Origin of the sequence: Nocardioides abyssi, assembly GCF_030412915.1 — a bacterium.
In the GTDB taxonomy this organism is placed as follows: Bacteria; Actinomycetota; Actinomycetes; order Propionibacteriales; family Nocardioidaceae; genus Nocardioides; species Nocardioides abyssi.
In genome coordinates, this window is record NZ_JAUHJR010000015.1 from 1 (window position 1) to 16,486 (window position 16,486).

At 73.2% G+C, this 16,486-nt stretch carries 16 protein-coding genes and 2 tRNA genes; 12 read left to right on the forward strand and 6 right to left on the reverse strand.

All coding sequences use genetic code 11. From position 1 onward, the window contains the following. Positions 1-227 precede the first annotated feature (227 nt). The 4 genes from QWY29_RS19270 to QWY29_RS19285 are packed head-to-tail and all read right to left on the reverse strand — an operon-like array spanning position 228 to position 3,454. Positions 228-638, reverse strand: a complete 411-nt coding sequence (locus tag QWY29_RS19270; RefSeq protein WP_300962836.1) for a Fur family transcriptional regulator — start codon at positions 636-638, stop codon at positions 228-230. A 31-nt stretch (positions 639-669) separates the two neighbouring features. Next, on the reverse strand, positions 670-1,674 hold the full coding sequence (locus QWY29_RS19275; RefSeq protein ID WP_336621853.1) for a metal ABC transporter permease: 1,005 nt from the start codon (positions 1,672-1,674) through the stop codon (positions 670-672). Next, positions 1,671-2,483, reverse strand: coding sequence for a metal ABC transporter ATP-binding protein (locus QWY29_RS19280; RefSeq protein WP_300962838.1), 813 nt, complete (start codon positions 2,481-2,483; stop codon positions 1,671-1,673). Before QWY29_RS19280 ends, QWY29_RS19275 begins: the two co-directional genes overlap by 4 nt. Continuing rightward, on the reverse strand, positions 2,480-3,454 hold the full coding sequence (locus QWY29_RS19285) for a metal ABC transporter substrate-binding protein (protein ID WP_300962839.1): 975 nt from the start codon (positions 3,452-3,454) through the stop codon (positions 2,480-2,482). The genes QWY29_RS19280 and QWY29_RS19285 overlap by 4 nt, the downstream gene beginning before the upstream one ends. A 62-nt stretch (positions 3,455-3,516) precedes the next feature. Between QWY29_RS19285 and QWY29_RS19290 the strand changes: the two genes are divergently transcribed. From QWY29_RS19290 to QWY29_RS19345, 12 genes are all read left to right on the forward strand, one after another. Continuing rightward, a complete protein-coding gene (locus tag QWY29_RS19290; protein ID WP_300962840.1) occupies positions 3,517-3,834 on the forward strand; it encodes an antibiotic biosynthesis monooxygenase family protein in 318 nt (105 codons plus the stop codon). A 79-nt stretch (positions 3,835-3,913) separates the two neighbouring features. Continuing rightward, positions 3,914-5,314, forward strand: a complete 1,401-nt coding sequence (locus tag QWY29_RS19295) for a glycine--tRNA ligase (RefSeq protein ID WP_300962841.1) — start codon at positions 3,914-3,916, stop codon at positions 5,312-5,314. Positions 5,315-5,340: 26 nt separating this feature from the next. Continuing rightward, on the forward strand, positions 5,341-6,057 hold the full coding sequence (locus QWY29_RS19300) for a hypothetical protein (protein ID WP_300962842.1): 717 nt from the start codon (positions 5,341-5,343) through the stop codon (positions 6,055-6,057). Between the two features lie 31 nt (positions 6,058-6,088). Continuing rightward, positions 6,089-7,138, forward strand: a complete 1,050-nt coding sequence (locus QWY29_RS19305) for a hypothetical protein (RefSeq protein WP_300962843.1) — start codon at positions 6,089-6,091, stop codon at positions 7,136-7,138. A gap of 45 nt (positions 7,139-7,183) precedes the next feature. Next, positions 7,184-8,320, forward strand: a complete 1,137-nt coding sequence (dusB, locus tag QWY29_RS19310; protein WP_300962844.1) for a tRNA dihydrouridine synthase DusB — start codon at positions 7,184-7,186, stop codon at positions 8,318-8,320. A 132-nt stretch (positions 8,321-8,452) separates the two neighbouring features. Continuing rightward, entirely contained in the window at positions 8,453-9,313 is an 861-nt protein-coding gene (locus QWY29_RS19315) for a VldE C-terminal domain-containing protein (protein WP_300962845.1), read from the forward strand. Positions 9,314-9,370: 57 nt separating this feature from the next. Beyond that, positions 9,371-10,648 carry a deoxyguanosinetriphosphate triphosphohydrolase gene (locus QWY29_RS19320; RefSeq protein WP_300962846.1) on the forward strand — a complete coding sequence of 426 codons (1,278 nt, stop codon included), beginning with the start codon at positions 9,371-9,373 and terminating at the stop codon, positions 10,646-10,648. A 67-nt stretch (positions 10,649-10,715) separates the two neighbouring features. Then, on the forward strand, positions 10,716-11,630 hold the full coding sequence (locus tag QWY29_RS19325; protein WP_300962847.1) for a 2-hydroxyacid dehydrogenase: 915 nt from the start codon (positions 10,716-10,718) through the stop codon (positions 11,628-11,630). 28 nt (positions 11,631-11,658) lie between these two features. After that, the gene (gene dnaG / locus QWY29_RS19330; RefSeq protein ID WP_300962849.1) at positions 11,659-13,554 is read left to right on the forward strand and encodes a DNA primase; all 1,896 of its coding nucleotides are present in this window, start codon (positions 11,659-11,661) and stop codon (positions 13,552-13,554) included. Next, the gene (locus QWY29_RS19335) at positions 13,551-14,051 is read left to right on the forward strand and encodes a hypothetical protein (RefSeq protein WP_300962850.1); all 501 of its coding nucleotides are present in this window, start codon (positions 13,551-13,553) and stop codon (positions 14,049-14,051) included. Before dnaG ends, QWY29_RS19335 begins: the two co-directional genes overlap by 4 nt. 55 nt (positions 14,052-14,106) lie before the next feature. After that, positions 14,107-14,179 (forward strand) — tRNA-Asn (locus QWY29_RS19340). 129 nt (positions 14,180-14,308) lie between these two features. Beyond that, positions 14,309-14,382 (forward strand) — tRNA-Ile (locus QWY29_RS19345). Positions 14,383-14,413: 31 nt separating this feature from the next. Here the strand turns inward: QWY29_RS19345 and QWY29_RS19350 are convergent. Together QWY29_RS19350 and QWY29_RS19355 are read right to left on the reverse strand one after the other, a co-directional pair. Beyond that, a complete protein-coding gene (locus QWY29_RS19350; protein WP_300962851.1) occupies positions 14,414-14,740 on the reverse strand; it encodes a hypothetical protein in 327 nt (108 codons plus the stop codon). 75 nt (positions 14,741-14,815) lie between these two features. Further along, positions 14,816-16,480 (reverse strand): glycoside hydrolase family 26 protein, encoded by a 1,665-nt coding sequence (locus QWY29_RS19355; RefSeq protein ID WP_300962852.1) that lies wholly within the window; start codon positions 16,478-16,480, stop codon positions 14,816-14,818. Positions 16,481-16,486 lie beyond the last annotated feature (6 nt).

Here is a 16,486-nt window from a genome sequence, read left to right on the forward strand (position 1 = left end):
GCGTGCTGCACCTGAGCGTCGACGAAACCCCCGCACCCGCGCAGGGCGGCAACCACCCGCCGGCCGGCGCAACGTTGGCAGCGCCCGGCGCACCTCACCGGGTCTCGTCGACGCTCGGTTTCGAGACGGCGCTGGCGCGCCTCCTCAACCCACCGGCTGGCGCTCGCTGCTCGACCAGCGGTGGTCGCTGGCGCTCGCTGCTCGACCAGCGGGCGGGGCGGTGTCGGTCAGTCGGTGGCGGGGGAGGCGGAGCAGGAGCGGCAGGTGCCGAAGATCTCGAGGGTGTGGCTGACGTCGGTGAAGCCGTGCTCGCCGGCGATGCTGCGGGTCCAGCGCTCGACGGCGGGGCCCTCGACCTCGACGGTGGCGCCGCAGCCCCGGCAGACCAGGTGGTGGTGGTGGGTGGTGGAGCAGCGGCGGTAGACCGCCTCGCCGTCCTCGGTGCGCAGCAGGTCGACCTCGCCGGCGTCGGCGAGGCGCTGCAGGGTGCGGTAGACGGTGGCCAGGCCGACCGGTTCGCCGCGGCGGCCGAGCAGGTCGTGGATCTCCTGGGCGGAGCGGAAGTCGTCGACGGAGGCGAGCGCCTCGGCCACGGCCACGCGCTGCCGCGTCGGGCGGAGAGGGGTCTGCTCGGTCATCGCTGCTCCCGTCGGTGCGAAAAGGGGCCGGTCAGTGCTCGTCGTAGTGCTGGCCGTGCCGGGCGTGCCGGTGGCCGTCGTGCACGTAGTCGACGTGGTCGTCGTGCGGGACGGCGAGGTGGCCGCAGGCCGGTCCGTGGTCGTGGTCGTCGTGGTCGGCGGCCTCGAGCGGCGCCACCGCGCCCTCGGGGAACGGTTGGCGCAGCCGCGCCCGGTGCCGCAGCCAGGCCCCGATCGGCCAGGTCGCGACGAAGCAGGCGAGGGCGAGCAGCACGATCGTCGGGCCGGGGGCCACCGACACGTCGTGCCGCACCGAGATCCAGCCGGCCAGCAGCAGGCCGCCGACACCGGCGCCCGCGCCGACGACGACCGCGCCGACAAGGGTGGCGCGGAACGACCGGGCCAGCTGCTGGGACGCCGCGACCGGCACGATCATCAGCGCCGAGACCAGCAGCAGCCCGACGGTGCGCATCGCGATCGTCACGGTGACGGCGGCGAGCACGGCGACGAGCAGGTTGTAGGCGCGCACGTCCAGCCCGGCGACCCGCGCGAAGTCCTGGTCCTGGGCGACCGTGAACAGCTGGGGGAGCAGCCCGACCCCGAGCAGCAGGATCAGCGCCGCCAGCCCGATCGTGAACCACACGTCGGAGACCGAGATCGCGGTGATCGAGCCGAAGAGGTACTGCTGCAGCTTCGCGGCGCTCTGTCCGGCCAGCCCCGTGATCAGCACGCCGCCGGCGAGACCGCCGTAGAACAGCAGCGCGAGGGCCAGGTCGCCGCTCGTGCTGCCGCGCTCGCGGATCACCTCGATGGCGATGGCACCCAGGATCGCGACGACGACGGCCGTCCACGTCGGGGCGAACCCGGTCAGCAGCCCGAGCGCGACACCGGTGACGGCGACGTGGCCGAGCCCGTCACCGAGCAGCGCCAGCCGCCGCTGGACGAGGTAGGTGCCGATCACGGGCGCGGCGACCCCGGTCACCAGCGCCGCGATCAGCGCCCGCTGCATGAAGGTGTAGCCGAGGAGGTCGATCACCAGTCCACGTCCTCTCCGGTCCGGTCGAGCGGGGCGGCGACGCCGGGGTGGTGGTCGGTACGCCGTGGGTCGGGGTGGTGGTGCCCGTGCGCGTCGTCGAGCTGGAGCGGGGCGCCGTCGTACACGACCCGTCCGTCGCGCAGCACCACCGTGCGGTCGACGAGCGGCGCGAGCGGCCCGAGCTCGTGGGTGACGAGCACGACCGTGCTGCCGGTCGTCGACAGGGCGCCGAGCGCGTCGGCGAGCGCCTGCTGGTTGGGCAGGTCGACCCCCGCGGTCGGCTCGTCGAGGAAGAACAGCTCCGGCTCGCCGGCCAGCGCGCGGGCGATCAGCACCCGCTGCTGCTGGCCGCCCGACAGCGTGGCGACGCTGTCGCGGGCGCGGTCGGCGAGCCCGACCATCGCGAGCGCCGAGGCGACCGCGGCCCGGTCGGCCTTCCCGGCGGGCCGCAGCAGGCGCCGCCGGGTGAGCCGGCCGGAGGCGACGACCTCCGCGACCGACGCCGGTACGCCGCTCGCGGCACTGGCCCGCTGCGGCACGAAGCCGAGCCGGTGGTGCTCGCGGAACGACTCGATCGGCGTGCCGAACAGCGACAGCGACCCCTGGGTCAGCGGCCGCAGACCGGTCAGCGCGCGCACGAGCGTCGACTTGCCCGACCCGTTCGGGCCGAGGAGCGTCAGGAACTCGCCCCGCCGCACCGTCAGGTCGACGTGGCGCAGGATCGGGCGGCCGCCGATGGCGACGGCGCCGTCACGCAGCTCGACGACGGGGGCCGAGCCGCCGCCGGTCGAGGGGGCCGGCGCGCTCAACAGCGGTTCGCCTCCTGCAGGGCGGCCAGGTTGCGACGCATGAGCGAACCGTAGTCCTCGTCCGCGGTGTCGTCGGCCAGGCCTTCGACGGTGTCCAGCACGGCGGTGCGGACGCCGGCGTCGTCGGCCAGCACCTCGGCGGTCTTCGGGCTGACGAGGGTCTCGGAGAAGACGGTGGTGACGCCCTCCTCGCGGATCAGCTCCTGCAGGTCGGCCAGCGCGGCCGGGCTGGGCTCGGCGTCGGGGGAGAGGCCGGTGATCGAGACCAGGTCGAGGCCGTACTTCGCGAGGTAGCCGAACGCGTCGTGGTTGGTGACGACCGTGTCGGTCGCGCAGTCGGCCAGGCCGGCGGCGTACTCCTCGTCGAGCTGCTCGAGCTCGATCCGCAGGTCGGCGGCGTTGGCGCGGAAGGACTCCGCCTCGTCGGGGTCGAGGTCCGCGAGCCGGTCGGCCACGGCGTCGCCGAGGTCGGCCATGCGCAGCGGGTCCAGCCAGAAGTGCGGGTCGTGGTCACCGTGGTCGTGACCCTCGTGGTCCCCGCCCTCGCCCTCGCCCTCGCCGTGCGCGTGGTCAGCGTGCCCGTCCTCGACGAGCAGCAGGTCGACGACGTCGGCGGCGTCGAGCACCTCGCCGGTGGCGTTCTCGGCGACGGCGGCGTCGACGGCCGGCTGGAGGCCGGAGACGTGGAGCACCAGTGCGGCGTCGGTGACGAGCGCGGTCTCGCGGAGCCCGAGCTCGAGGTCGTGGGGCTCGCCGCCGGCGGAGGTGAGGTTCTCGACGTCGACCGCGTCGCCGGCGACCCGCCCGGCGACGTACGCCAGGGGGTAGAGCGCCGCCGCGACGGTGCGGGCCCCGTCGCCCGACGCGGTCTCGTCCTCGCCGGTGAGGGCGGCGCACCCGCCCAGCGCCGGCCCGAGGGTCAGCGCGCCGAGGGCGGCGAGGGCGGGCACGGCACGGCGACGGAGAGGCATGAGAACGATTCTCAGAAACGATGAGAACGATTGTCAAATCGCCTCGTGGCTAGGCTCGCGCCGTGCTGGTGGTCAACAGGTTCCGCGTCCCGGACGACGACGAACGCTTCCGGGCGGACCTCCAGCGGGCGCACGAGGCCCTCGCAGCACGACCCGGGTACGTCACCGGACGCATCGGCCGCAACGTCGATGACCCGTCCCTGTGGGTGCTCACCACGACCTGGGAGCACGTCGGCGCCTACCGCCGCGCGCTGTCCTCCTACGAGGTCAAGATGGAGGCCGTGCCGGTCCTCAGCCGGGCCCTCGACGAGCCGAGCGCCTACGAGCCGGTCGACCCGGGGACCGTGCTGAACACCGGCGTGCCGCGCTCGCTAGGCTGACCGCTCGCTCGACCCGAGATCGCGAGATCTCCTTCCCCAGATCCCTGCAGCACCTGCAGCACCCCTGAGAGGTTCACCCGTGGCCAAGCCGCCCGCAACGACCGTCGACCACGTCGTCTCCCTCGCCAAGCGGCGGGGCTTCGTCTACCCGTGCGGCGAGATCTACGGCGGCACGCGCTCCGCGTGGGACTACGGCCCGCTCGGCGTGGAGCTGAAGGAGAACATCAAGCGCCAGTGGTGGAAGTCCATGGTCACCATGCGCGAGGACGTCGTGGGCCTGGACTCCAGCATCATCCTGCCGCGCCAGGTGTGGGAGGCCAGCGGCCACGTCGACACCTTCAACGACCCGCTGACCGAGTGCCAGTCGTGCCACAAGCGCTTCCGCTACGACCACCTCCAGGAGGCGTACGCCGAGAAGAAGGGCATCGAGGACCCTGACTCGGTCGACCTCGCCGAGGTCGCCTGCACCAACTGCGGCACCCGCGGCGCGTGGACCGAGCCGCGGCAGTTCTCCGGGATGCTGAAGACCCACCTCGGCGTCACCGAGGACGAGACCGGCCTGCACTACCTGCGCCCGGAGACCGCGCAGGGCATCTTCGTGAACTTCGCCAACGTCGTGACCTCGAGCCGCCAGAAGCCGCCGTTCGGCATCGCCCAGATCGGCAAGAGCTTCCGCAACGAGATCACCCCGGGCAACTTCATCTTCCGCACCCGTGAGTTCGAGCAGATGGAGATGGAGTTCTTCGTCAAGCCGGGCGAGGACGAGGAGTGGCACCAGTACTGGATCGACCAGCGCACGCAGTGGTACACCGACCTCGGGATCAACCCCGACAACCTGCGCCACTACGAGCACGCCCAGGAGAAGCTCAGCCACTACTCCAAGCGGACCGTCGACATCGAGTACCGCTTCGGGTTCACCGGCTCGGAGTGGGGCGAGCTCGAGGGCGTCGCCAACCGCACCGACTTCGACCTCTCCACCCACGCCCAGCACTCCGGCCAGGACCTGTCCTACTTCGACCAGGCCAACAACGAGCGCTACACGCCGTACGTCATCGAGCCGGCAGCCGGCCTCTCGCGCAGCCTGATGACCTTCCTCGTCGACGCCTACACCGAGGACGAGGCGCCCAACACCAAGGGCGGCGTCGACAAGCGCACCGTGCTGCGCCTCGACCCGCGCCTCGCGCCGGTCAAGGTCGCCGTGCTGCCGCTGAGCCGCAACAGCGACCTCTCGCCCAAGGCCAAGGACCTGGCCATGGAGCTGCGCACCGCGGGCTGGAACGTCGACTTCGACGACTCCGGCGCGATCGGTCGCCGCTACCGCCGCCAGGACGAGATCGGTACGCCGTACTGCGTCACCGTCGACTTCGACACCCTCGAGGACCAGGCCGTGACCGTCCGCTCCCGCGACACCATGGAGCAGGAGCGGGTCGGCCTGGACCAGGTCACGTCGTGGTTCGCGCAGCGATTCGTCGGGTGCTGACCAGGGGCTCCGTGCACAATCGGGGCATGCGTCCCACCCGCCCCACCCGTGCGCTGCTCGCCGGCCTGGTCGCCGGCAGCCTGCTGCTCACCGCCTGCTCCGACGACTCCGGCGACGGCCCGGACGCGGAGGGCAGCGCGTCGCCGAGCAGCAGCGCCGGCACGGCGTCGGCCAGCGCCACGCCGTACCTCCCGGTGCCGGACGGCGTCGAGCTCACCCCCCAGGGCAGCGAGCTCGAGGTGGGCGAGGAGGCGACGGTGGCCTGGGAGCCGAAGCAGGACAAGGTCGGCGTGCTCTCGATCCGGGTCGACCGGCTGGAGAAGACGTCGTTCAAGGAGTCCTTCGGCGGCTGGCAGCTGGACGCGGCCACGAAGAAGTCCAACCCCTACTTCGTGCGCGCCACCGTCACCAACGCGGGCGACACCGACCTCGGCGGCCTGCGGCTGCAGCCGCTCTACATCGTCGACGGCAACAACACCCTCGTCGAGCACTCCTCGTTCGCGAGCACGTTCGACCCGTGCCCGAGCGCGCCGCTGCCGAAGAAGTTCGGCCCCGGCAAGGAGGCCGAGGTGTGCCTGGTCTACCTCGCGCCCGGCAAGGGCGAGCTGACGGCGGTGAGCTTCCGGCCGACGCAGGAGTTCAACCCGGTCACCTGGACCGGCGAGCTGCAGCAGGTGAAGAAGCCGGGCCAGGGCAAGAAGGGCAAGAAGAGCGGCAAGGGCAAGGGCGGCGGCCGAGGCTGAACCTTTCCGTTCCGGCGAGCGTCAGACGGGCATGAGGACGACCCGCTTCACCACCGCGCTGGCCACCGCCACCGCGACGCTCACCGTCACCACCGGGCTGCTCGTCGCGGCGGCGCCTGCCGTCGCCGGTGACGGCGCCCTCCCGCGCGGCCGCGACGCCGACCTGACCTGGCTGGAGCGGCTGGAGCAGCCGCGCGGCGCCGCGCTGCTCCACCGGCGCGACGGCACCGAGCGCCGCCTGGCCGTGCCGCGCAACCCGGCGCACGGCCTGCGGCTGGTCGGCCCGTCGAGCGCCGGCTGGCTGGTCGAGCAGGTCCGCCAGCGCTCGGTGCGGTTGTACGCCGTGCGGGTCGGCGGCCCCGCCCGTCAGGTCGCGGAGGCATGGGACCGCGAGGGCGGGACGTCCTTCCTCGCGTCCGCGCAGCCGCGTCGCGTGCTGCGGTGGACCGTGGACCGGGACGGCGGGGCGCTCGGCGTCGTGACGACGCTCTCGGGTCGGGTGACGGCCCGGCTGGTGCTGCCCGGCGAGCCCGGGACGGCCCTGGGGTGGGACGAGGGCGGCGTCCGGATCGCGCTGCCCGACCGCACCTGCACCTGGGTGCCGCCGCAGGCGGGCACCGAGGAGTCGCTGACCTGCACGGACGTGCACAGCGCGGTGGTCGCCCCGCAGCACGACCTCGCCCTGGTGGAGTCGACGGACGGCCGCTACGGACCGACGTCCCTGGGCGACCCGGGCACCCCGGCCTGGGACGCGGCGTTCCTGCCGCGGGCGGTCTCGGCCGACGGCGCGCTCGTCGCCGGCGTCGTGCGCACGCCGACCACCCGCCACGACGACCTGCAGGTACGCCGCGTGGCCGACGGCCGGCTGCTCGCCGTGCGACGGCTGACCCACCAGACCGGCGACCGGGTGTGGTTCGAGGAGCGCAGCGGCGCGCTGGTCCACCTCTCCGGGGTCCCGGGGAAGGGCTACGTGCTGGTCCGCTGCACGATCGACCCGGACCGGGCGGGAGCCGATTGCACCCGCGCCAGCCGCTACCGGCCCGAGTGGGGGTTCGCGGTGCAGGGGACCGTCGACCGCTGACGCCGGATTTGGGCGGTCCCGTCGGCCGGTCGGACAATGGACACCATGTCGCTGCCCTCCTCGCTGACCCTCGGGTCGCTGCGCGTGGACACCCCCGTGGTGCTCGCGCCGATGGCCGGCATCACCAACGCGGCGTACCGCCGGCTGTGCGCCGAGCAGGGCGCCGGCCTCTACGTGTGCGAGATGATCACCAGCCGCGGCCTGGTCGAAGGCGACCAGCACACCCGCGACATGCTGGTCTTCGACGAGCTGGAGACGACCCGCTCGGTGCAGCTCTACGGCACCGACCCGGTCTACGTCGGCAAGGCCGCGGAGATCCTCTGCGCGGAGTACGGCGTCGCCCACATCGACCTCAACTTCGGCTGCCCGGTCCCGAAGGTGACCCGCAAGGGCGGCGGCGGCGCGCTGCCGTGGAAGCGCGGGCTGCTGGGGCGGATCCTCGAGCACGCGGTCGCGGCGGCCGCGCCGTACGACGTCCCGGTCACGATGAAGACCCGCAAGGGCATCGACGAGGACCACCTGACCTACCTCGACGCCGGCCGGATCGCCCAGGAGGCCGGCGCCGCGGCGATCGCGCTGCACGGCCGCACGGTCGCCCAGGCCTACTCCGGTGAGGCCGACTGGGGCGCGATCGGCGAGCTGGCGGCATCCGTCGACATCCCGGTGCTCGGCAACGGCGACATCTGGGAGGCCGCCGACGCGGTGCGCATGGTCGAGCAGACCGGTGCCGCGGGCGTCGTGGTCGGCCGGGGCTGCCTGGGTCGGCCGTGGCTCTTCCGCGACCTGGCCGCGGCCTTCGGCGGCGAGGAGGTCAAGACGCTGCCGACGCTGGGCGAGGTGGCGGCGATGATGCGCCGCCACGCCGAGCTGCTGTGCCAGCACATGGGGGAGGAGCGCGGCTGCAAGGAGTTCCGCAAGCACGTCTCCTGGTACCTCAAGGGCTTCGCCGCCGGCGGCGAGATGCGCCGCTCGCTGGGCCTGGTCGACAGCCTCGCGGCGCTCGACGCGCTGCTCGCCGACCTCGACGTCGACGAGCCGTTCCCGGCCTCCGAGCTGGGCGCTCCGCGGGGCCGTCAGGGGTCCCCGCGGTCCAAGGTCGTGCTGCCCGAGGGGTGGCTGGACGAGACCGACGGGCTCGGCTGCGTGCTCACCGAGGACGCCGACGCCGGCAGCGGCGGGTGACTGGACACACAACGGAATTTGCCGTTCAACTTTCACACAGCCCGGCCGAGGTGTGTCACGGTAGGTGACCGTGCCGGTCGAGCGACGAGCTGACCGGCCGTCCCATGTACGCAACAGCAAAGGATCAGCGCTGTGGCAGACCACCGCCACAAGCGGGACACCAATGCCCGCCGCAAGCCCCGGGCCGCCTTCGTGGCGGCACCGATCGCCCTCCTGGCCACCGCCGGCGTCGTCACCCTCGGCGTCGCGGGGGCTCCCTCGCCGACCGAGCTGGTGACCGCCAGCGCTCGTGAGGCGTCCGTCCCCGGTCCCTCGATGGAGTTCGAGCGCCAGCCGGTCGTCTCCCGCGCCTCGGACCGCATCGAGCGCAAGCCGACGAAGGCCGAGCGGATGACGGCCCCGGCCAGCGTGAGCCGCGCCGTCTCCGCCGCCGACACCAAGCTGTGGACCACGACGACCCTGAACCTGTGGGACGCGCCCGGCGACAAGGCCGGCAAGGTCGGCGAGCTCGAGCCGCTGGAGAAGGTGCTGGTCACTGGGCGCTCGCTCTTCGGCCGCGAGGAGGTCGTCGTCGGCGGCACCGCCCGGTGGGTGAGCAAGGGCTACCTCGCCGCGGAGAAGCCCGAGACCGAGCCGCAGCTCGGCGGTGCCTGCACCAACGGCTCGTCGGTCGCCTCCGGCGTCAGCCCCAACATCGTCAAGGTCCACGACGCGGTCTGCGCGGCGTTCCCGGAGATCTCGACCTACGGCACGTTCCGTGGCGACGGCGAGCACTCCCAGGGCCTGGCCGTCGACATCATGGTCAGCGGCGACCTCGGCTGGCAGGTGGCGGAGTTCGTCCGCGAGCACTACGCCGAGCTCGGCGTCTCCTACCTGATCTACTCCCAGCAGATCTGGTCGGTCGAGCGCGCCGGCGAGGGCTGGCGCGGCATGGAGGACCGTGGCTCGACCACGGCCAACCACTACGACCACGTCCACGTCACGACGTACTGACCCACCCGCACGGCCCGCGTCGGTCGGTCGGTGGTGGGCCCTAGGCTCGCCCCCGACATGACGACCGAGGAGCTGTACGACGACGCCGACCGCGAGCGGCTCGTGCCCGAGCCGCCCAAGCGGGTCGACGCGCCCGAGCGCACCGCGTTCGAGCGGGACCGGGCCCGGGTCGTGCACGCGGCCGCCTCCCGCCGGCTGGCGGCCAAGACCCAGGTCGTCGACCCGCGGTCCGACGACTTCGTGCGCAACCGGCTGACCCACAGCCTCGAGGTGGCCCAGGTGGCCCGCGACCTGTCGCGGGCGCTGGGCAGCCAGCCCGACATCGCCGAGACCGCGGCGCTCGCCCACGACCTGGGCCACCCGCCGTTCGGGCACAACGGCGAGCGGGTGCTGGCCGAGCTGTCGGGCCCGTGCGGCGGCTTCGAGGGCAACGCCCAGACGCTGCGGTTGCTCACCCGGCTGGAGGCCAAGACCTTCGACGCCGAGGGCCGCTCGGTCGGGCTGAACCTCACCCGCGCCACGCTCGACGCCTGCACGAAGTACCCCTGGCCGCGCGAGCGCGCCCAGGCGCCGCAGGGCCACCACGCCGACGGCTCGCCCCGGGTGGTGAGCAAGTTCGGGGTGTACGCCGACGACCGGCCGGTCTTCGACTGGATGCGGGCCGGCTCGGTCGGCGAGCGGCAGTGCCTCGAGGCGCAGGTGATGGACCTCGCCGACGACGTGGCCTACTCGGTGCACGACATCGAGGACGGCATCGTCGCCGGCCGCGTCGACCTGACCCGGCTCGACACCGCCGCGGTCTGGCAGACGGTCCGCGACTGGTACGTCCCCGACGTGGGCGACGCCCGCCTCGACGAGGTCCTCGCCGGCCTGCGCACGCAGGGGTCCTGGCCGGTGGCGCCCTACGACGGCAGCCGGCGCGGGCTGGCCGCGCTGAAGAACCTCACCAGCGACCTGATCGGCCGGTTCTGCGGGGCGGCCCAGCACGCGACGTACGCCGCGGGGGAGGGGCCGTTCGTCCGCTACCGCGCCGACCTGGTCGTCCCTGCGACGACCCGGCTCGAGATCGCGGTGCTCAAGGGCATCGCCGCGCGTTACGTGATGCAGGCTGAGGACCGGGTCGCGCTGATGGAGCGGCAGCGCTCGCTGCTCGCCGAGCTGGTCGCAGCCCTGGTCGACCGGGGGCCGGACGGCCTGCAGCGGCCCTTCGCCGACGACTGGGACGAGGCGGCCGACGACGCGGCGCGGCTGCGCGTCGTCGTGGACCAGGTGGCGTCCCTGACCGACGCCAGCGCGGTCGCGTGGCACACCCGGCTCGTCGGCGCCCGGGGCTGACCGGGGCTGCTCGGGACGACCGGGGCTGGCAGGGCGGGTTGAAACCCCAGCGGTAGGGTCGACAAACATGACCGACCGACTCGTGTGGCTGCCGTTCGACCCCGCCGAGCTGGGCGACCCGCCGGAGGGTCTGCGCTACGAGGTGGTCGACCCGACGCAGGAGGTCCCCGACTCGGTCGAGGACGTGCGGTTCTACGTGCCGCCGTACCAGATGGGGCCGGCGATCGGCGACGTGCTGCCGCGGATGCGCAGCCTCGAGGTCGTCCAGCTGTTGTCGGCCGGCGTCGACAACGTGCGCTCGCGGGTGCCCGAGGGGGTCGCGCTGTGCAACGGCCGCGGCATCCACGACACCTCCACCGCCGAGCTGACCCTCGCGCTCGTCCTGGCGTCGCTGCGCGGCATCCCCGACTTCGTGCGCGCCCAGGACCGCCACGAGTGGACGCCCGGCTGGCGGCCGGCGCTCGCGGACCGGAAGGTCCTGCTCGTGGGTCACGGCGCGATCGGCGAGGCCATCGAGGCGCGCCTGCTGCCCTTCGAGGTCGAGGTCGTCCGTGTGGCCCGCACGGCGCGCGAGGGCGTCCACCCGATCGAGGACCTGCCGGGGCTGCTGCCCGACGCCGACGTGGTGATCCTCGTCGTGCCGCTGACCGACGCCACCCGCGGCCTCGTGGACGCCGACTTCCTCGGCCGGATGAAGGAGGGCGCGCTGCTCGTCAACGTCGCCCGCGGCGCCGTCGTCGTCACCGACGACCTGGTCGCGGCCCTGCACGCCGGGCGTGTCCGCGCGGCCGTCGACGTGGCCGAGACCGAGCCGCTGCCGGCCGACAGCCCCCTGTGGGACGCCCCCGGCCTGCTGGTCAGCCCGCACGTCGGCGGGGCCAGCAGCGCGATGTGGCCGCGGGCCCACCGTCTGGTGCGCGACCAGCTGCACCGGTACGCCGCGGGGGAGCCCCTCCACAACGTGATGACCGGCGAGTACTGATCCCGCCCCGGCACCTAGGATCGGCCCCGTGACAGGCCTGATCCGCGAGGAGAGCATCGCCGAGGTGCGCGAGAAGGCGCGCATCGACGAGGTGGTCGCCGAGCACGTCACGCTCCGCAACGCCGGCGGCGGCTCGATGAAGGGCCTGTGCCCCTTCCACGACGAGAAGTCCCCGTCGTTCCACGTCACCCCCAGCCGCGGGTTCTTCCACTGCTTCGGCTGCCAGGCCGGCGGCGACGTCATCAAGTTCGTCATGGACATCGACGCGCTCTCCTTCGCCGAGGCCGTCGAGCGGCTCGCCGACAAGTACGGCGTGCAGCTGCGGCGCGAGGAGGGCGACGTCCGCGACGACCGCCCCAAGGGACCACAGCGCAGCCGGCTCATCGAGGCCCACAAGGTCGCGCAGCAGTTCTACGCCGAGCAGCTCGGCACCTCCGACGCGCTCGTCGCCCGCCAGTTCCTGGCCGAGCGCGGCTTCGACCAGGCCTCGGCGGAGACCTTCGGCATCGGCTTCGCCCCGCGCGACGGCGACGCGCTCTTCAAGCACCTGCGTCAGAAGGCGTTCTCCCAGGAGGAGCTGGTCACCGGCGGCCTCGTCGCGGTCGGCCGGTCGGCGTACGACCGGTTCCGCGGCCGGCTGCTGTGGCCCATCCGCGACGCCAGCGGCGACACGATCGGCTTCGGTGCGCGGCGGATCTTCGACGACGACCGGATCGACGCGAAGTACCTCAACACCTCCGAGACGCCGATCTACAAGAAGAGCCAGGTGCTCTACGGCATCGACCTGGCGCGCAAGGACATGGCGCGGTCCAGCCAGGCGGTCGTGGTCGAGGGCTACACCGACGTCATGGCCTGCCACCTCGCCGGCGTGACCACCGCGGTCGCGACCTGCGGCACCGCCTTCGGCGACGAGCACGCCCGCGTGCTGCGCCGGTTCGTGAACGACCACGAGGAGTTCCGCGGCGAGGTCATCTTCGCCTTCGACGGCGACGCCGCCGGCCAGAAGGCCGCGCTGCGCACCTTCAGCGGCGACCAGAACTTCGTCTCGCAGACCTACGTCGCCGTCGAGCCCGACGGCCTCGACCCCTGCGACCTGCGCATCCGGCAGGGCGACGCCGCGGTCCGCGAGCTGGTCGCCCGCCGGGTGCCGCTCTACCGGTTCGTGCTCTCCAACGTCGTCGGCAAGTACGACCTCGACCGCGCCGACAGCCGCGTCGACGCCCTGCGCGAGGGCGCCCGGCTCGTCTCCAGCATCCGCGACCGGTCGAAGGTCGACGCCTTCGCCCGCGAGCTCGCCGGCATGATCGGCGTCGACGTCGACCAGGCCCGCTCCGAGGTACGCCGCGCGGCCGCCCGCGGCCCCGCCAAGCCCGACCAGCGGGGGAGCCGCCGCGGCGAGCCCCAGCAGGCCGAGGCCCCGCCCGCGCCGCGCAACCCCGTCCCCGACCTGCGCGACCCGCGGTTCGCGCTCGAGCGGGAGACACTGAAGCTGGTCATCCAGCACCCGATGGCGATCGGTCGGACCACCTCCGACATCGGCGTCGAGGACTTCACCCACCCCGTCTACCGGGCCGTGTGGGAGCTGGTCGCCGCGGCCGGCGGCCCCGTGGCCGGGTCGGGCGACGCCACCTGGGCCGGCCGCCTGCGCGACGCGGCGACCGATCCCGCGGTCTCGTCGGCGATCAGCGCGCTGGGCGTCGAGCCGATCCGCACGGCGAAGGAGCCGGACGCGGCGTACGTCTCGGTGCACGTCTTCCGACTGCTCGAGCTGACCACGATGCGGCGCATCGCCGACCTGAAGTCCCGCCTGCAGCGGACCAACCCGGTCGAGCACGCCGTGGAGTACAACCGGATGTTCGGCGAGCTCGCCGCCCTCGAGCAGCACCGCCGCACGCTGCAGGAGCGGACCGTGGGGTCCTCGTGAGGCTGCCCGGTCGGCCGCGGCGTGCCGAGCGCCCCGACCTCGACGTGCGCCGCGGCGAGCGGCTGCTGGCGTGGACGGCGACCTCGCTCGGTCCGGTCGGCGGGTCCCGCGACGCGCTCTACCTCCCCGACGGCGCCCGGGTGCCGTGGGAGCAGGTGGAGGCGGCCACCTGGGACCAGGACGCCGGCGAGCTCGTGGTCCGTGAGGTCGGCACCTGGGGCGAGCCCAAGCCGGTCCACCGGATGGCCGTGGACGAGCCCGGGCGGCTGCTGCAGCTGGTGCGGGAGCGGGTCACGGCCAGCGTCGTGCTGACGCGGTACGTCGAGGTCGCGGCCGGTCGTGGGCTGCGCGTCGTCGCCCGCCGGGCCGCCTCGGGCGACCGCGCGCTGGCCTGGTCCTACGACCTCGACGAGGGCCTCGACCCGGCGGACCCCGCGGTCCAGGAGGCCGCCGAACGGTGCCTCGCGGCCGCGCGCAGCGAGGTCGAGCCGGGCTGAGCCCCCGAATTTCTCCGCGCTGCTGAGCCTTGCTAATGTGTGCGCGCTGCACCGATCCCCTGTAGCTCAACTGGCAGAGCATTCGGCTGTTAACCGGAGGGTTGTTGGTTCGAGTCCAACCGGGGGAGCAGAGAGAGGGCCTGGCACCACGTGCCAGGCCCTCGGTGCGTCTGCGGCCGGGTCACGACCCGGCCGCGGGCACGGTGCGAACCCCGCGCCGGCCGGCCCGGTCGTCCCGACTAGGCTCCGGCGCTCGAGGGGCGTTAGCTCAGTCGGTCAGAGCAAGGGACTCATAATCCCTGGGTCGTGGGTTCGAGCCCCACACGCCCTACCCGTCGTCGGGCCCGTCCTCGGGACCGTCCTCAGGACTCGTCCTCGGGGCCGTCGTCGGCCTGGGTGTCGACGTAGTCCCGGCGGACCTGCTCCAACCACCGCGAGGCGGGCTGGCCGGTGACGGCGACGAGGTAGTCGACCAGGTGCATGGCGATGTTCGCCAGGTCGAGGATCGCCATCTCGCTCGCGGTGCTCGCGCCGAAGGTCGTCTCCAGCTCGGCCCACCCCTGGCGGTAGACCTGCTCGAAGTCCTCGGGCAACCACTCGCCCGACGGCGTGTTGACCCGCATGGTCAGCAGGGACATCGCCCAGGCGGTGATCGCGTCGAAGTCGGGCTCGCCGGTGCTCGCGTCCATGGTCCCAGCGTGACGCTGCGCCGGTGGGCGGGCGGACCCGACCCACCGGCGCAGCCGTTCAGGCGCTGCGGACGCTCACGGCTGGAGCGCCACGGTGTACATCACCGCCCGACCGCCCGAGCTCGTCCCGGTCGCGGTGAAGGTGCCGGTCGCGGTGCCGGCCACCCCGGCGGGGAGGTCGGCGACGCTCGCGGTGATGTAGCCGCTGCCGCTCCCGGTCGTCGTCGGGGCGATCTCCACGAGCGGGGCCACCACCATGTGGTCGGTGTTGCCGTTGGACTTGTCGGCCCAGTAGACGAGGACCCGCCCACCGTCCCGGGTCGGCGTGACCGAGGGCGCCACGTGCTGGGTGCGCGTGGTGCTCTCGATCCCGACGGCGTGCACGTCGACGCTCCCGACGCCGCGGTAGGCGACGACCCGCAGGTCGGCCTTGGTGATCTCCGAGCTGGTCACCGTCAGCGTGCGTCCGGCGTCGGTGGCCGTGGCCTTCCTCGTCCACAGCCGGCTGCGCAGGCCCGAGGGGTCGGCGGTCCGCAGCTGGGTCCACCCGGCCGGGGGCGTCGTGCTCGCGGCGTTGACGTTGGCGCTGTACGCCAGCAGCAGGGTGTCGCCGGCCTGGACCCCGCTCGGCACCTGCACCGAGTGGGTCGTGCGGTTGGCGTTGACCACCGAGGTGCCGACCAGCGTGACCTCAGCCGGCGGCGGCGGCGGGGGCGGCGGAGGCGGCGGCGGCGGGGGCGGCGGCGGGGGAGGGGGCGGAGGAGGCGCGGCCTCGCCGCCGTAGAACGGGTCCTGGACCATCGCCTTGTACGCCGCGAGCGTGGCCGCGCTGCTGTCGAGCGACCACTGGCAGTTGTCCGGCCCGCGGAAGTCGAAGTAGAGGACACCGTGGAACTGCGCGTAGTCCGACCGCTTGAACAGTGCCTGCGCCTCGGTCAGCCACTGCGCCTTGCGACCCGGCCGGGCGGGGTCCTCGGTGCTGCCGAACTCGGTCAGCCACAGCTCCTTGTCCGGGTGGGCGGCGCCGAAGTCGCGGAACGGCTTGATGATCCGCTCCAGCGTCCACCACGCCGTGTCGATGCCGGTGCGGCAGGTGAACCAGTTGTAGGCGTCGGCGCCCATCGCGTCGACGTACTCGTCGCCCGGGTACCACTTGCTGGCGTCGTTGGCTGCCTGGGACCCGACGAAGAACGAGTAGTCGGTCATGATCCACATGAACTTGACGTTGTCGGTGCCCCGCTCGACGAAGACGTCGTGGATCTTCTGCCAGGCGGCCTTGAACTCGGTCGCGTTGCCCATGCTCGAGCTGGCCTTCGACTCCGGCTCGTGGTTGAAGGTGAAGTAGACCGGCACCTCGTAGGCGCGCATCCGGTCGGCCCAGCGCACGATCTCGTCGTGCAGCGTGCTGCCCGGCTGGGCGGCGACGATGTCGGACCACCGCACCGTCTGGCCGTTGGAGCGTCGGGACTTGACCGACAGGATCATCGTCCGCCCGGTGCTCTTGAGCCAGGTGTGGAAGGACTGGGGGAAGGCGTCGTTCCACACGAGGAACTCGCGGACGACGTCGTAGCTGCGGTCGATGCTGGCCTCGCGACGCTCGACCGCCGTGCGCAGGCTCTCGCTGCCGCGGGGTTCGACGCGGGCGCCGACCTGCATGCCGTCGGTGGTGCCCGAGGCGGGGGAGGTGCCGAGGAGTGGCAGGAGCGGCAGGAGCGCGACGGCAGCGGCGGCGGCGATCACGCGGCG

What these genes read in the sequence shown, in the direction of transcription:
- QWY29_RS19270 (WP_300962836.1), bottom strand. Translation starts at nt 638, where the DNA reads ATGACCGAGCAGACCCCTCTCCGCCCGACGCGGCAGCGCGTGGCCGTG.
- QWY29_RS19285 (WP_300962839.1), bottom strand. Translation starts at nt 3,454, where the DNA reads ATGCCTCTCCGTCGCCGTGCCGTGCCCGCCCTCGCCGCCCTCGGCGCG.
- QWY29_RS19300 (WP_300962842.1), top strand. Translation starts at nt 5,341, where the DNA reads ATGCGTCCCACCCGCCCCACCCGTGCGCTGCTCGCCGGCCTGGTCGCC.
- QWY29_RS19305 (WP_300962843.1), top strand. Translation starts at nt 6,089, where the DNA reads ATGAGGACGACCCGCTTCACCACCGCGCTGGCCACCGCCACCGCGACG.
- dusB (WP_300962844.1), top strand. Translation starts at nt 7,184, where the DNA reads ATGTCGCTGCCCTCCTCGCTGACCCTCGGGTCGCTGCGCGTGGACACC.
- QWY29_RS19320 (WP_300962846.1), top strand. Translation starts at nt 9,371, where the DNA reads ATGACGACCGAGGAGCTGTACGACGACGCCGACCGCGAGCGGCTCGTG.
- QWY29_RS19325 (WP_300962847.1), top strand. Translation starts at nt 10,716, where the DNA reads ATGACCGACCGACTCGTGTGGCTGCCGTTCGACCCCGCCGAGCTGGGC.
- QWY29_RS19350 (WP_300962851.1), bottom strand. Translation starts at nt 14,740, where the DNA reads ATGGACGCGAGCACCGGCGAGCCCGACTTCGACGCGATCACCGCCTGG.